The organism is Duganella lactea (assembly GCF_009857505.1).
Lineage (GTDB): Bacteria > Pseudomonadota > Gammaproteobacteria > Burkholderiales > Burkholderiaceae_D > Rugamonas > Rugamonas lactea.
Window position 1 is genome coordinate 13,204 of record NZ_WWCP01000042.1, and the last position, 15,433, is coordinate 28,636.

The 15,433-nt window shown below is 57.6% G+C and carries 10 protein-coding genes; all 10 read left to right on the forward strand.

From position 1 onward, the window contains the following. The first annotated feature begins 13 nt into the window (after positions 1–13). The 10 genes from GTP44_RS23430 (at position 14) to GTP44_RS23475 (ending at position 15,424) form a co-directional block, all read left to right on the forward strand. Entirely contained in the window at positions 14–1,438 is a 1,425-nt protein-coding gene (locus GTP44_RS23430) for an ATP-grasp domain-containing protein (RefSeq protein WP_161021304.1), read from the forward strand. An 11-nt stretch (positions 1,439–1,449) separates the two neighbouring features. Then, entirely contained in the window at positions 1,450–4,956 is a 3,507-nt protein-coding gene (locus GTP44_RS23435; protein WP_161021305.1) for a non-ribosomal peptide synthetase, read from the forward strand. 34 nt (positions 4,957–4,990) lie between these two features. Continuing rightward, a complete protein-coding gene (locus tag GTP44_RS23440) occupies positions 4,991–5,521 on the forward strand; it encodes a VOC family protein (RefSeq protein ID WP_161021306.1) in 531 nt (176 codons plus the stop codon). A 49-nt stretch (positions 5,522–5,570) separates the two neighbouring features. Then, positions 5,571–6,275, forward strand: coding sequence for an SIMPL domain-containing protein (locus GTP44_RS23445; RefSeq protein WP_161021307.1), 705 nt, complete (start codon positions 5,571–5,573; stop codon positions 6,273–6,275). After that, complete coding sequence (locus GTP44_RS23450; RefSeq protein WP_161021308.1) at positions 6,253–8,679, forward strand: penicillin acylase family protein; 2,427 nt, start codon at positions 6,253–6,255, stop codon at positions 8,677–8,679. Before GTP44_RS23445 ends, GTP44_RS23450 begins: the two co-directional genes overlap by 23 nt. Next, entirely contained in the window at positions 8,676–10,352 is a 1,677-nt protein-coding gene (locus GTP44_RS23455) for a cyclic peptide export ABC transporter (protein ID WP_161021309.1), read from the forward strand. Before GTP44_RS23450 ends, GTP44_RS23455 begins: the two co-directional genes overlap by 4 nt. 23 nt (positions 10,353–10,375) lie before the next feature. After that, positions 10,376–10,957 (forward strand): DUF6817 domain-containing protein, encoded by a 582-nt coding sequence (locus tag GTP44_RS23460; protein WP_161021310.1) that lies wholly within the window; start codon positions 10,376–10,378, stop codon positions 10,955–10,957. A 164-nt stretch (positions 10,958–11,121) separates the two neighbouring features. Next, on the forward strand, positions 11,122–12,354 hold the full coding sequence (locus GTP44_RS23465; protein ID WP_229257046.1) for an aminotransferase-like domain-containing protein: 1,233 nt from the start codon (positions 11,122–11,124) through the stop codon (positions 12,352–12,354). Between the two features lie 56 nt (positions 12,355–12,410). Next, positions 12,411–13,373 (forward strand): TauD/TfdA family dioxygenase, encoded by a 963-nt coding sequence (locus GTP44_RS23470; protein WP_202424200.1) that lies wholly within the window; start codon positions 12,411–12,413, stop codon positions 13,371–13,373. Positions 13,374–13,501: 128 nt separating this feature from the next. After that, positions 13,502–15,424, forward strand: coding sequence for a carbamoyltransferase family protein (locus tag GTP44_RS23475; RefSeq protein ID WP_161021312.1), 1,923 nt, complete (start codon positions 13,502–13,504; stop codon positions 15,422–15,424). Positions 15,425–15,433: the final 9 nt, after the last annotated feature.

The window sequence follows — 15,433 nt, forward strand, 5'->3', positions numbered from 1 at the left end:
GCGAGAGATACTCATGAGTGTTCTACCTCGCGCCGATGCCGGCGCTTACCTGTCCGAGCGCCATCAGGAACTGATGGTACTGCTCGAACAGCGTCCAGACTTACGCGGTATCACGCTAGATACCCAAGACAAAGCCGTCGCGGCATGTGTGCGCGGCTACCAATATCGGGTATCGGCCTGGCCCATTATTGTGTCGCCCGCGCGCATCGCCGCGTTCGAGGCTTTTTTGCGCCGCTATCCCGCCCTGTGCTACAAGGCCATGCAATTATGGCTGACGCACGATGTCGATGCGTTTTGTAACTATCTCAATGTTTCGCCTTTGGTGCATGGCATCGTTCGTGATGCCCGTCCAGATTGGGGGCAAATGCTCAACCGGCACGATGTTGTACTGACCTGCGGCGTGCTGCGCCTAATCGAGGTGAACGCAGGCTGCACCATCGGCGGCTGGCAATTGGGGTGGATGGCGCCGCAATTCCGCGCCATTCTGCAGCAGGCGCCTGAGACCGCGCAGTGGGCACTGTCTGGCCGCAATGTCATGGATCAGATGTTCTTGTCGGTCTGCCAGTCGATCGTTCGGGTACGTCCCGGTCGGCCCGGCAACTTGCTGTTCTATCTGTCCGAGGCTGATGCGGTGTCGGAGCGCATGCTGGCGCAGCATTACCGTCAAACCTATGAAAAAGTCCGTCCCGCAGTGATCGACAGCGGAGACATCTTCTTCTTTTCCGATTTTTCGGCAATCGACTTCGGCCTCGATGGGAGCGTTCACTATGCCGGGAATGAAATCGATGCGGTTTTGCTGGGCATACCGGAAGAGCACACCGAGACAACTAATGCCAGTGTGCTGCTGCGTTTGGTGGCAGCACATCTGGCGGGCCAGATCGTTATGCCGGATAGCCCGCTGTACACCATTGTCGGCAACAAGACGCTGATGGCGATGCTGCACGAACCGGAAGTGCAGGAAATGCTCTGCGATGAGGAGAGAAAGCTGATCGAGCTCCACGTCCCTTATACGGTCAGGCTTGCGCCTCGTCGTTTACGTTGGCGGGGGCAGAATTGGGAATTGGCAGCGTTGCTGCAGCAGCGACAAAAGGAGTTTGTACTGAAGAAGTCGCATTCCCGCCAAGGGCGCGATGTCTTTGTTGGACGCTACACAGATGAGGCGCGTTGGTCGGGCTTGGTCGAGGAGCTGATGAACGAACCCGATTGGCTGGCGCAGGAATTCTGCGAGGCAGACGTCGGGCTTGGCGTCGACGACGCCGGTCAACTGGTGAATTGTGCCTTTATCTGGGGGCTCTTCGATACAGGCCATGCCTACGGTGGCGCCTTCGTCCGGGGCATGCCGATTCAGCAAACGGATGGTGTCATTAATTCAGCCAAAGGTGCGATCGAGTTCCAAGTATTGGAAACCGCCGCGCGAAAAAACAAACTGCAATTCTAGTTGGAGAAACAATGAATCTGGAGCAAGTGATAGAGCAGTGTGCACGCTTGGGCATCGAGTTGGCGGTTCAGGATGGCCAGCTCGAGGTATATTTCGATGAGGATCCTCCGCCTGAATTGCTGGCTGCGTTGAAGGCGCAAAAGTCTGCGCTGCTGGCGTGGCTGAGTTCCTCCCGCGATGCGGTCAAGACTGATCCGCAGCTGATCCACTTGGACGACGATGGTGGCCGGAGTGTGTGCTCTTCTGGGCAGCAGCGCATGTGGTTGATGGAGCAGCTACAGTCAGGCTGGCAAAACAATTTGTTCAGCGTCCTTGAGTTCAGCGGCGAATTCGACCTGGATGCGGCCCGTATCGCTTTCGAGTTATTACTGACACGCCATGAGCCTTTGCGTACGGTATATCAGGCGCATGACGGCGAGGTCTTCCAGCAGGTGCTGAACGCGTACCGTTTCGAGTTGCCGCTGCATGATTTGCGCGATCAATCTGCGGCTCAGCAGGAGGAGCGTCTGCGGGAACTCATGCTGCAAGAGTCGCAGAGCCGTTTTGATCTTGCCGCAGATCTTATGTTGCGCGTGTGTTGCGTGCGGACCGGCAATCAGCAGGGCGTCTTGCTGATCAATGTGCATCATATCGCAGCCGACGGCTGGTCGCTGAAGGTGCTGATCGATGAATTCGGTCAGGCTTATAGCGCAGTGCGCAGAGCACAGATGCCACAGCTGATGCCCATGCCAGTGACTTATCGGGATTTCGCACGCTGGCAACGCCAACGTCTGGCCAGCGAATCGCTGGCCCCATCGCTGGCCTACTGGCGGCGCCAGTTGCAAGGATTGCCTCAGACGCATAGTTTGCCGCTTGACCATCCGCGCTCGAATCAGCCTTCGTTTGCTGGTGCTCGGTGCAGCCATTCGCTGGACGGCGCGGTGGTGGCTGCGCTGCGGCAGTTGGCCGCCGAGAACGGCGTCACCCTGTTCATGGTGCTGCACGCAATCTTTGCGGTGGTGCTGGCACGCTATGCGCGAGAGAGCGATATCGTCCTCGGCGTACCCGTGGCCAACCGCAACCATGTCGGTCTGGCGCCAATGATCGGCTATCTGGCCAACACTATGGTGTTGCGTACGCCGGTGTCGATGGCGCAGCCATTCTCGGCCTTGCTGCAACAGATCAAGTCCTGTCACGCGGATGCTCAGACGCACCAGGATCTGCCATTCGAGCAACTGGTCGAGGCGCTCAATCCCCCACGGAGCAATGCTCACACGCCGCTGTTCCAGGTGATGCTGACCATGAATACGGCGCATCGGGGTAGCTTTGTTCTTGACGAACTCATCCTGCGTCCCTTGGCCGCTCCTTCTGTTGCCAGCAAGTTTGACCTTACCCTTAACATCGTTGATAGCGATAGCGGCATCGAGCTGCAGTTTGACTACGCTTGCGACTTGTTTGAGCCCACCACTATTGCATGGTATGCGCGCCATTTTGCCGTGCTTGCCGGCGAGGTATGCATTATGCCGGACAAGCCAGTAGGAGAGCTGCGGCTGGCCGATGCTGAGGAATCCGCCTGGCTGCAATCACTGTTGCAGGGCCCGTCGCTAGCCGTGCCAACGGCAACGCTGGATGCGCTGCTGAGCCAGCGGGCGGCGGCGCAGCCCGATAAAATCGCGGTGTGCGACTGCCATGGCATTCTTACCTACGGCGAATTGGAGCGGCGAGCTGAACTACTGGCGGAGCAATTGCGTCAACGTGGCATCGGCCCTGAGGTGGTGGTCGGCGTTTGTATGGAGCGTTCTCAGGCATTGCCCGTCGCTCTCTTGGCCACACTGAAAGCCGGAGGCGCTTATTTGCCGATTGATCCAGCGCTGCCCGCTGCGCGACAAACCTTCATGCTGGCTGACAGCCGCGCGGCACTGGTGCTGGTTGACGATGTGTGCCAGCATCTGCTGAAGGAATCGCCCATCCCTTTGCTTAATCCGTCCCAGCCATCGGCCGATTTAGTGGCGGTGCCGGAGTCGCGGCAGCGTGGCGCCGATGACTTGGCCTACGTGATGTATACCTCCGGATCGACAGGAACGCCAAAGGCCGTCATGGTCACGCAGCGCAACCTGGTGCATTTCCTGACTGCCGTGGCGGATCTGAGCGGCGGTACCGATGCCGTCTGGCTGGCGTCCACGCCGCTGTCCTTCGACATTTCAGCACTGGAGTTGTTTGGTCCTCTGCTGGCTGGCGGTAAATTGGTGTTGGCACCAGAATCGGGAGCCCGCGCCCAAGCGTTTATGCACCGTCTTGGGACGGTGGCGGCAAAGCATGCCAGCGAGCAGGACAGTGGTGCCTGTTTCTCAGGGCTGGTGGAGCGTCATGCTGTCACGCACTTCCAATGCACTCCAGCGCTGCTTCGCTTGCTGCTTGATGAGCCGGCGGCTCGCAGCGCCTTGGCGACGCTGCGCTGCCTGTTGGTCGGCGGCGAAGCCTGTCCGCCTGCGCTTGCGCGGGAGCTGCGCGGCACCAGCGCAGCGACGCTGTACAACATGTACGGGCCGACTGAAGCAACGGTGTGGAGTACCAGCCAGTTGCTGACGGGCGAAGAGGCTATCGTGCCGATTGGTTTGCCGCTGCCGCATTACGGCTGCCATGTCGTTGATGAAGCCCTGCGTCCAGTCCCGTTTGGCGTACCGGGCGAGTTGCTGATTAGCGGCCCCGGAGTGGCACGCGGATACGCCGGAAGGGCCGATCTTACCTCCGAACGCTTCATCGATTTTGACGCCGGTGGCAGCACGCCGGTGCGCGCCTACCGCACCGGCGATCTGGTGCGTCACCTGCCAGACCGCACATTGGAATTTCTCGGTCGTATCGACCTGCAGCTCAAGGTACGGGGCTTCCGTATCGAGCCCGGAGAGATCGAAGCACGGCTGCTGGAGTGTGCCGGGATACGCGAAGCTGTGGTCTTACTGTCGGCAAACGAGCCGCGCCGTCTCTTGGCTTTCCATACCGTGGAGCAGGCAGGCCAGCCTGATGCGGAGGTGCTGCGTCAGGCACTAGCCTCGACGCTGCCTGAATACATGATCCCGGCTGTCTTCGTTGAGCTGGAGCGTATCCCGCTGACGGCAAACGGCAAGATCGACCGACACGCACTGCTCGCGCAGGAAGTGCCGTTGCCTACGCGTGCCAGTGCTCCTCCGGCCGGGGTAGTGGAAGTGGCGTTGGCGGAAATCTGGTGCGAATTACTCAAGTTGGACAAGGTCAGTCGCGAGGACCATTTCTTCGAGCTCGGCGGTCACTCCTTGCTGACTGTGCAACTGATGACACGCATACGCGATGTTTTTCAGATTGAGCTCAGCTTGCGTGCGCTGTTCGACACACCGCGTTTGGCACAGTTGGCGGCAGCTATTGAGGGTTTGCAGCGGGTTCAGGCGGAGCAGCGCCACCGTGAGCGCCATGCCCAGCTGCGTGCACAGGTGGCCAGCATGTCGCCAGCCGAGCTGGAGGCTGCCATTGCGGCGCGTCGTCAGACCGCGCAGCCTAGCGTATAGCAGTTCTTTTCACCTATGTTACTGGGATAAATTTATGGAAGATACCAATACTGTCATCAAGCCTACGGCCCCCACCTCGGAGGATGCAAACTTGCGCTTCAAGAAAATTGACCACATCGCTATTGCCGTCAGTAACCTTGATCAGGCGATCACCTTTTACAGCAGTCAACTTGGCTTTACCTTGCAGCGTCGGCTCAATGTCGCAGGAAAGAAAACGGGCATGATTTCTGCGGAGATGGAGCGGGATGGGCTGAAATTTGTGCTTTGCCAGGGTACTGAGCCTGAGTCGCAGGTATCTCGTCTGGTGGCCGAGTTCGGGCCAGGTGTGGCGCATATTGCGCTTGAAGTCGATGAGGTGGAAGTCGCGGCTAAGGCGCTGGCCCAGCGTGGCCTGCAATTTGATACATCGGTGATCAACGGCGGCAGCCTCAAGCAAATTTTTTCTAGCAGAGATCCCAATTCTGGCATGAGCTTTGAATTCATCGAACGTCATGGAGAGCAAGGATTCTTGGAAGAGAACGTGCACGAACTGTTCGCGCAGCTGGAAAAGTCCGGCGCCTATTAATCAACTGATCAGCGGGCGGTATGCGCCCCGCTCCAACATGGAGTTGACCATGCTAAGAAAAATCGCCCTTGCCTGTGCCTTCGCACTGGGCGTTCTGAATGCGGAAGCCGGCGACTTGCCGTCCTATCCGTTCATCCACACAGGGGGCAGCGCCAGCCTGAATGTCCAGCCCGATATCGGTGAAATCGACTTGGAACTCCTCTCCAGCGAACAGGATCTAAACGCCGCCTGGACCACGGTGACAACCCGTCTGGCCGACATCCGGGCTTTGTTGAATCAACAGGGCATGGCTGAAACCGAACTGGTATCGCAATCGATCAGCCGGACCGCCCGCAAGGCCGATGCAAGCGGGGTGGTGCAGCTCGACACCCGCTGCGCACTGCACGTGGTGGTGCGCGACCTGTCTAAGTGGCCGGCTCTGGTCAACGGGCTGCTTCAGCTACCGAATGTCAGCGATTTCGCAGTTTCTTTCAGTCGCAGCGACCGTGAGCAGATCGAGACGCAATTGGTGGCTGAGGCGGTTGCCGATGCGCGCCATAAGGCGGCGACAATCGGTAAAGGCATGGGACAACAGGTCGGGGCGGTGCGCGGTATCGCGCTATCGCCATTGAAAAATCTGTCGAACGCGTTTGGTCTGGCAACCGCCGACGGATATCGTGGCAATACTGGACGTTCTGGCGCGGGTGACAATCCTACGCTGATCGCTTCGATAAAAATGGTACAGAGCGTCGATGTTTTGTTTGCAATCAAATAAGGTGCATAGGGTGACTGGTCGATTCCCTTTATTGTGGCGTTTTATCCTTTTGCTACTGCTGCCGGCCACCTTTGGCGCTGTACTGCTGGCGCGAACCTATCTTGCCACGGCACCTGCAAGCGTCGCCACGCTGGTGGTGGCGGCGCCGGCCGGCCCGGCTATAGTGCGCTTTGATGCATTGGGGGTGGCGTCGGTGTCGGCGCGCTGCGAGTCCGATGTGTATTTTGTTACCGGCTACCTTCATGCGCGCGACCGCTTGTGGCAGATGGAAGTGCAGCGCCGCCTGGTCAACGGCACCTTGAGCGAGGCATTCGGCGTTGGCGCTCTAGAGCGCGATACCTGGATGCGTACGCTATCGCTTCGCAGGGCGGCGCAGTCGGCTTGGGACGTTCTAAGCAGCGATGCCCGGCAGTCGTTGCAGGCGTATGCCGCCGGAGTCAACGCCTGGATTGCGGAGGGGAAGCCGTTGCCGCCCGAATTCGCTGCGCTGGGTTTGCGTCCAGAGCGCTGGACGCCGTTGGACTCGCTGGCGTGGATGAAAATGTTTTCGCTCACCTTGTCCGGTAATATGAACCGCGAGCTGGCTCGGCTGCTGGCTGGACAAAGTCTGTCGGAAGCGCAGATGGCGACTTTTTTTGCACCGTCTCTGGGGGCTTCGCCCCGTCCGGCCCCCGCAGTGGCGGAGCCGCTGCAGGCTGCGCTGGCAAACGTGCTGCAATCGGAAAGCCGTTATGTGGGCAGCAATGCTTGGGTAGTGGGCGGCACCCTGACCGGCGGTCAGGGTGCGTTGCTGGCGAATGACCCCCACCTGCAACTGCAGATGCCCTCTCTTTGGTATCCGATCAGCCAGGCAGGTGGCACCCTTCGCACCAGCGGTATGTCGCTGGTGGGACTGCCGCTCGTGGTGTTTGGCCGGAACGAGGCCATCGCCTGGGGAGGAACCAGCATGGTCGCCGATACTCAGGATCTGTATTTTGAACGTACGGATCCGCAGCATCCACGCCAATATTGGAGCAACGGACAGTGGCGACCATTTACCTCCCGAGTGGAATCGGTGCAGGTAAGGGCAGATTTCCCTGCCACACTGCGCCCGGCCTTGAAACCGGTCGAAGTTGAAGTGCGCCAGACCAATCACGGCCCTGTGGTGAGCGACAGGTTGGGTCTTGGTCAGCAGCCGGTTGCCTTACGCTGGGTTGCCTTGGAGCCGGGTGACACAACCTATGAGGCAGCGCTGCGCCTGACACATGCCAGCGACTGGACATCATTCAAGGCGGCGTTGGCTCTATTTGCGACCCCGGCGCTCAACATGCTATATGCCGACCGCAAAGGTAATATTGGCTACCTTGGCGTTGGGCGGATTCCGCTGCGTTCGCATGGCGACGGATCTTTACCCCAGCAGGTGGGCGCCGATGCGGCAGAATGGACAGGTTATATTCCTGCGAGCGAAATGCCGCAACGCTACAACCCGCCCTCAGGCTACATTGTGTCGGCGAATAACAAGATGATGGACGACAGCTACCCCTATTTCTTGTCGCTGGACTGGGCTCCGCCGGGGCGGGCACAGCGTATTACTCAGTTACTGGAACAGGTCAGCCAGCGGCATCGACAAGTGGCGGTCACGGATTTTAAACAAATCCAGGCGGACGTCACGAGTTTGCCGGCACAGCGGATGGTGGGATTGTTACGGCAATTAAAGCCGCAATCCGCGCCGCAGCGCGAGGCTCTGCGCCTGCTGGCGGACTGGAATGGGAGTATGAGCAGCGATAGCGCAGCTGCCGCCGTTTTCAATGTGTGGACGCTACATCTTGGAAAAGCATTGTTTGATACAGCGTTGCATCAGCGCGCCGTAACTGGTGCGGAACACAAGTATCTGGAGGGCTTATTCCATAACGCCAGCGTGGATCAGCTGTACCGTGCGGTGACTGATCCACGCCAGCCTTGGTGCACCAATAAGGCACCGTTCGCTGACAGTGCTTGCGGCCAATTGATGTTGAGCGCCCTTGATGGCGCCTTGCACGATTTACGTAAGTCAGCCGGTTCCGACATCGCCGGTTGGCGCTGGGGACGGTTGCATTACAGCCAGTACGCGCACCAGCCGTTTAGCAGGGTAAATTTCTTACGAGATGTGTTTGACTACACCGGCCCGGGCGCGGGAACCGCCGATACCGTTAATGTCGCCAATTTCGAGGACGATGGAGCTGGCCACTATCGCCAAACCTTCGGTTCGAGTTTTCGGCAAGTGATGCAACTGAGTGCGCAAGGCAGTCAGCACTGGTACATGAATTCGACGGGGCAGGTCGGCAATGTGTTTAGCCGTCACTACACCGATATGGCGACGCTATTTGGCAGCGGTAGTTATGCGGTTATGCCGCCCATAGACGCTGGCGGGAGGGCCGCGCCATGAAGATGCTGATGGAATTTGGCCGGCACGCGCCGAACCGGGTGTTCGCCGCGATTCTGCTGGGCGCCTGTACCGGCATTGCTTATGCACTACTGATTCCCCTCATTGTCGGCGCGGTGGCGGTCAACCCCTCAGCCCCGCAGGCTGCGGTAGACGACATCCTAGTATGGGGCACGCTAGAAATTGCCAAGCCAGGATTTGCTGCGGCCTTTTTTGCCCTGTGCATGGTGGTGGTGTTCGGTCGCGCGCTGTCGCGCATCTTGCTGGCCCAGGCTGCCGGGGCGATGACCGTCACGCTGCGCAGTCAGCTGTCGCATAAGATCACCCAGGCTCCGGTTGCGCTCATCGAGAGGTTGGGGCCGGCGCACCTGACCGCAGTGCTGACGGAAGATGTGCGGCGCGTGGTGATTGGCGGCCAGTTGCTGCCGGATATGCTGACCAACGGGCTTACCCTGATGAGTACGTTAGGCTTCTTATACTATCTGAATGCCGCCGTATTTTTCTTTGTGCTCAAGGCCATTGTGTTTGGCATCGCTACTTATCAGGTGCCGCTCTATCTGGGGCGCCGCCTGTTCCAGCGCTCCAGACAAAATTATGACGAATTACACGAGGCAATCCGAGCCTTGCTGTTTGGGCTCAAGGAATTGAAGCTGGATGCTATCAAGCGTCGCAATTTCTTCGAGCGCGTACTGGCACCGCGGGAGCTGGCCTTGGTCAGGGCCGACAACCGCGCGCACGCGGTGATTGCCGCCAGTCTCAGCTATGGCGATATGATCAGCTTTCTGGTGGTCGGGACGACGGCTTTCATTTTTGTTAATTATCATGCGCTGCAGCCCGGGGAGTTGATCAGCATTATCATGGTGCTGCTGTATTTGGCCGGCCCGGTAGCGGTGCTGCTCAATACACTCTCGCCGATCCTGATGGCCGCCAGTTCACTAGCCAATATCGAGCGCATTACCAGCGGCGTGGTCGAGGAAGTGGCATGCCACCGTTCGGCGGCTGCTCCTGACTGGCAACGCCTGCAGTTACGCCAGATTGCTTATCGTCACGCTGGCGACGGCTTTGCTGTCGGCCCGGTCGATATGGAAATTGCCAAAGGGGAGATTACCTTCATTGTCGGCGGCAACGGTTCCGGGAAATCAACTCTGGCCAAAATTATCTCTCTGCATTATTTGCCGACCTCGGGTGGTCTGTATTTTGACACAGCGGCCGTCAATGACCATACCCGGGAGCAATTTCGCCAGCAAATCAGCACTATCTATACCGACTATTTCTTATTCGACCGTTTATTACGCGACGCAGACCCAGTAGTCTTGGCGCGTGCTGCCGACTTGCTACAGGAGCTGGGATTGGATGGCAAGGTCACGTTATATGACGGAAGGTTTTCCACCACCGCCTTGTCGGATGGACAAAGAAAGAGGCTGGCATTGCTGGTGGCGCTACTCGACGATAAGCAGCTATATATTTTTGATGAGTGGGCTGCCGATCAAGATCCGGTATTCAAAGACGTGTTTTACCGGCGGATTCTACCTGCAATGCGATTGCAGGGAAAAGCTGTTGTGTTAATCAGCCACGATGATCGTTATTTTGACTTAGCTGATGTGCTATATGTTTTACGGGACGGCATTGTGGCCGAAACGGTGCGTACGGCAACTCCGGCCTATCGAACTGCGTGATATCGCCTTACAAGAGGAAAATTTTGAAGATTGACCATTTCGCGATCGAAGAAAAGTATTTGAAATTGCTCGATGCATTGCAAGTTCAGCATTTTCCCCACTTACATGGGAGTGCACTAGACCATTTAATCGGGGTCTATGAGCTGTTGCGTAGCTGGGGAAACCGTGAAGAGGTTTGTCTGGCTGGCCTGTTTCACAATATCTATGGCACTGAAGTTTTTAAACCCAAGGCGGTAGCGCTGGAGCAGCGGCAATCAATTGCTGCAGTGATAGGCGACGAGGCAGAGCATTTAGCCTATCTGTTTTGCGTTTGCCGACGCATTGGTTTCTTTGACCAGCATGGAAATCCCGAGAAGCCGGCCTTGTGGAACGAGGTTGAGCAGCGCCAGTTGATTGCTACGGCGGCGCAGATTAAAGCGTTGATGGAAGTAGAAATAGCTAATGGGATTGAACAATATTCACCGGGATTGGAGCTGCCAATACGTCAAGCCCAGGAGTTGAAGGGAATGGCGGAATGGATGCGTGCGCGTGCCAAAAATACCGTGTCGATAGGTGCGCTTCAGGCTTTAGACGATGTCATTAGTTCTATTATTAAAAATAGTTGACAAGCGTAATTTTTTTTATGACAATCGCCCGCGTAAAACTTTTTTTCTTTTGTCAATGTTTCCCCCTGTTTAATTGATCAATTATTAAAAATTTATTAATATAATTTATGTCGCGTGCGCAATCGGCAGTCGTAGAAAAAAACACTTCCCACAAACTGGAGGTGATGAATTATCTTAATGAAATCGCGGGGCGCTACCCGAACGCCGTGTCTCTGGCTTCCGGGCGGCCGGCTGGAAAGTTTTTCCAAACCAGCCGGTGGGTGCAGCAAATGGAGCACTATGTCGAGTATTTTGCCGGACGTCGTGGACTGCAGACCGAGGCGGCCTTGGTGCTGTTGGCGCAGTACGGCGCTACTAACGGCATTATCAACGAATTGATTGCACGACAGCTCGACTGCGATGAACAGATCAGTTGCACCCCTAACCAGTTGATGGTGACTGCTGGTTGCCAAGAGGCGATTGACTTGTGCGTAGGTCAGCTATGTACGGATGCACGGGACGTGATTATTGTCCAGAGCCCGGTCTATATCGGCATCACTGGCGCGGCCAACCGCCACGGCGTGGACTTGGTGGCGCTGGCTGGAAGCGAGGAGCAACCGCTGCTGTCCCGGTTGCAGGAGACGCTGCGCCAACTGGCTGCTCAGGGGCGGCGCGCGCGCGCGTTCTATCTGGTGCCCAATTTTGACAACCCGACGGGTGCAACGTTAACGCAAACCGTCAGGGAAGCGTTAATCGACTGCTGTGCGGCGCAGCAGATATTAATTCTCGAAGATAACCCGTATGGCATGTTCCGTTACGAGGGCGGGGCAGTGCCTGCCATGTACACATTGGATCGTTCGGGCTGCGTGCTTTATTTGGGGACATATTCCAAGACCATTTGTCCGGCACTGCGTGTGGGGTTCCTGTTGCTGCCGCCCGCTCTGTTCGGCAGTATAGCGGCCGCTGAGGCGCTGATGACGCAGCTGTCGCAAGCGAAGAGTTTTGTCACAGTCAATACCAGCCAACTAACTCAGGCCATTGTCGGCGGGGTATTGCTGTCGCAGCAAGGCAGCCTGGCGTCGCTGCTGCGACCGGTCATCGATTTTTATCGCCACAACCGCGATGCGATGGTAGCCACGCTTGCCGATCACTTTACGTCACAAGATGGCGTGCAGTGGAATGTGCCAGAAGGGGGCTTTTTCCTGGTCGTCGATTTGCCATTCCCGTTTGGCCAACGGGAGGCCGAGATTTGCGCCGGGGAATATCACGTCCTGGTGATGCCGCTGTCCTTCTTTGCGCTCGACGAAAGTCAGTCGCGGCGGGTTCGTCTGGCATTCAGTAACGGCGATATTGCACAGATTGAGGAAGGCGTTCGGCGCTTTAGCCGGTTTGTCCGCGACCGTTTGGGGCGCAACTGAGCACGTTTTCGCTCGTGCCCTTTGGGGCCGTGCTTTTCCTTTCTTAAGCTGAGCATATGCAGATAAATATTTCTCCGCTGTTCGAGGCGGATCACCACCCCATTGTCATCACGCCGACGGCTAGCGCAAACCTCGCCGACCTTTACCGTTATATCGACGGCCAAGGCAGCCATTTGCAGCAGCGCTTACAGCAGCACGGCGGCATCCTGTTCCGCGGTTTTGGCTTGCGCGGGACTGCCGACCTGGCAGCAATGGCCACGCGTCTGGGCGCGCGTCCAGGTAGCTACTCTGGCGGCAATTCGCCACGCACCAAGCTGGCGCCGGATGTTTTTACTTCAACAGAATATCCTGCCAGCGAAATGATTTCGCTGCATCACGAAATGTCGTATCTGCCGCGTTGGCCAAAGCGGCTGTTTTTTATGGCAGAAGTAGCTGCGGCCACCGGCGGACAAACTTCGCTGGCTAGCAGTATAGACATCACTGCGGCCCTGACTGGCGAGATTGCCGACGCTTTTCGTCAGAAAGGCCTGGTTTATATCCGCAATTTCCATCCGGGCGTGGCGATCGGGAAAAGCTGGCAAGCGACCTATGGTGTTGGGGATCCAGTCCAGCTGGAGGACATCGTACGCGGGCAGGGCGGAACTTGCCACTGGGCTGCGGGCGGCGCCTTGCAGGTTCGCACAGAGCTGAGCGCGTTCCGGTATGACGAAGCCAGTGGCAGGGATCTGTGGTTTAACCAGGCGGAGCAATGGCATCCTTCCGCCCTGCATCCCGAAGTGCGCGCGATGTTTGAACGTTCCTTTGGAGTAGGTCAACTGGCACATCACTGCGAGCACGCGGATGGCAGCCCACTGGACGAGGGGATGCTGGCGCGGGTGCGTGCGATCCTGCTCGAACATACCTTGTTGTTCGACTGGCAGCAGGGCGATCTGCTCATGATCGACAACGTCCAGATGCTACACGGCCGGCAAGCCTACCGCGGCCCGCGCAAGACACTGGTTTATCTTTCTGAATCCTGACAGAGCGCCTGCAGCTATTCACTTTTATCGTTTGCGGCAGTGTTGCCGTTCTTCCTGAAATGGGGACTTGTATGTATGTATTGGGACTTTCCGGTGGCCCAGCCACCATTGCGCAGCAATCCATTAATATGGCCGCCGACGACCTGTCGCATGATGGAGCTGCCGTTCTGATTCAGGATGGTGCGGTGGTGGCCGCCATTGAAGAGGAGCGCCTGAACCGCATCAAGCACTCCAACCTGTTTCCTCTGGAGGCGATACGGTTTTGCCTTAAGCGCGCCGGCATTACCTTAGATCAGGTGGATGAGGTTGCATTTTATCTGAACGAGAGCTATCTCGACTATTTGTTGGCCGGTCACATGGAACGGATGGGGGCACCACGACCCTATCTCAAGGCGCGTCAGCTATTGGGAATGCGGCTGCAACAGGAATTTGGCGTGGATGTGACGGCGCGCCTGCGCTTCGTCGACCATCACATCGCGCATGCCTACAGTGCTTTTCCCTATATCCCTGCTGCGGAGGCTCTGGTGCTCGTCATGGATGGTGCCGGCGAGTACGCGAGTGGCCTGATAGGGCGCAGCTACCAAGGGCGCTTTGAAAAGCTCGGACAGTTGGCCTTCACGCAGTCGCTGGGCTGGCTATATGTGTCGACCATCAAGTTCATGGGCTTGAAGATGTTCGACGAATATAAGGCAATGGGCCTCGCGCCTTACGGCGATCCGGCAGTCTACCGTCAGGTTTTCCAAGAACTTTATTGGCTTAAGTCCGACGGGAATTTCGAACTGGCCAGCAAGGAAAAGCTGCAGGCTACGCTAGCGCGCCATGTGCCGTCCGTGACTAGCAGCGCCGACATCGCGCAGTGCCATCGTGACTTGGCGGCTTCGCTGCAGGAAGCGCTTGAAACAATCGTATTCCATATCTTGCAGCATTGGCAGAGGGTCACTGGACTGCGCCATCTGGCGTTGGCGGGCGGGGTCGCGCACAACTGCACCATGAACGGCAAGATCTTGAATTCGGAATTGTTCGATTCGGTATTCGTACAGCCTGCGGCACATGACGCCGGCTGCGCTCTAGGAGCCGCCAATTTTGTCGCGCTTGAGCGCGCGCCGGGATTGCAGATAGCACCGTTTGAAGATGTTTATTGGGGAAGTGCATTGCCTGAGGCCGAGTCACTGGGAGCTTTGCTCAGTGCTTGGCAGCCGTGGGTGGAAAGTCGCTTGTCCGCGGACGTGGTAGCGGAAACGGCACAAATGATCGCCGATGGCGAGGTGCTGGGTTGGGTACAGGGGAATAGCGAATTCGGTCCGCGCGCGTTGGGAAACCGCAGCATTATCGCCGATCCGCGGCCGGAGCAAAACCGCTCCCGCATCAACTTCATGGTGAAAAAGCGGGAAGGCTTTCGGCCATTTGCTCCTTCGGTCACCGAACAAGCGGCCAACGAGTATTTTGAGATGAAGAGTCCGCGACTGCCCTATATGAGCTATGTCATTAAGGTGCATGAAGCTTGGCGCAGCCGGCTGGGAGCGATTAGCCACGTGGATGGTACGGCCCGAGTACAGACTGTATCAGCTACGTCGAATCCGCGCTATTGGTCCTTGCTCAATGCTGTGGGCAAGTTGACCGGCGTCCCCATGTTGCTGAATACCTCCTTCAATAACAATGTCGAGCCCATCGTGGATAGCGCGGCGGACGCGTTGGCTTGCTTCCTGACCACAGACCTTGACCGACTTGTGATAGGTGACTACATCATCAGCAAGCGAAGCGGCGATCGGGTGATGAAGCTGCGCCAGTCAAGGTTGACGCTGGTGGCCCATGCCAGCTTACGCTTGGGGGCAAACGGTACACCGGTGGCTATGACCTCGGCTTTGAGCGCGCAGTCCCTGGCGCTGGAACCCAACACGGCGCAATTGCTGCTGGCTGCCGAACGGCAGCCCCATATCGCATTGGGACAGTTGGTGCACTGGGACGATGCTGTCTGGCAGCAAGTGGGCGCCCAGCTTTATACCTTGTGGGAAAAGCGGTTGATTCAAATTCAACCTGCAGTATCAGCATAACCGGGACTC

Excerpts from the sequence above, each read along its gene's own strand:
- GTP44_RS23430 (WP_161021304.1), top strand. The coding sequence starts at position 14 with ATGAGTGTTCTACCTCGCGCCGATGCCGGCGCTTACCTGTCCGAGCGC.
- GTP44_RS23435 (WP_161021305.1), top strand. The coding sequence starts at position 1,450 with ATGAATCTGGAGCAAGTGATAGAGCAGTGTGCACGCTTGGGCATCGAG.
- GTP44_RS23440 (WP_161021306.1), top strand. The coding sequence starts at position 4,991 with ATGGAAGATACCAATACTGTCATCAAGCCTACGGCCCCCACCTCGGAG.
- GTP44_RS23445 (WP_161021307.1), top strand. The coding sequence starts at position 5,571 with ATGCTAAGAAAAATCGCCCTTGCCTGTGCCTTCGCACTGGGCGTTCTG.
- GTP44_RS23450 (WP_161021308.1), top strand. The coding sequence starts at position 6,253 with ATGTTTTGTTTGCAATCAAATAAGGTGCATAGGGTGACTGGTCGATTC.
- GTP44_RS23455 (WP_161021309.1), top strand. The coding sequence starts at position 8,676 with ATGAAGATGCTGATGGAATTTGGCCGGCACGCGCCGAACCGGGTGTTC.
- GTP44_RS23465 (WP_229257046.1), top strand. The coding sequence starts at position 11,122 with ATGAATTATCTTAATGAAATCGCGGGGCGCTACCCGAACGCCGTGTCT.
- GTP44_RS23470 (WP_202424200.1), top strand. The coding sequence starts at position 12,411 with ATGCAGATAAATATTTCTCCGCTGTTCGAGGCGGATCACCACCCCATT.
- GTP44_RS23475 (WP_161021312.1), top strand. The coding sequence starts at position 13,502 with ATGGCCGCCGACGACCTGTCGCATGATGGAGCTGCCGTTCTGATTCAG.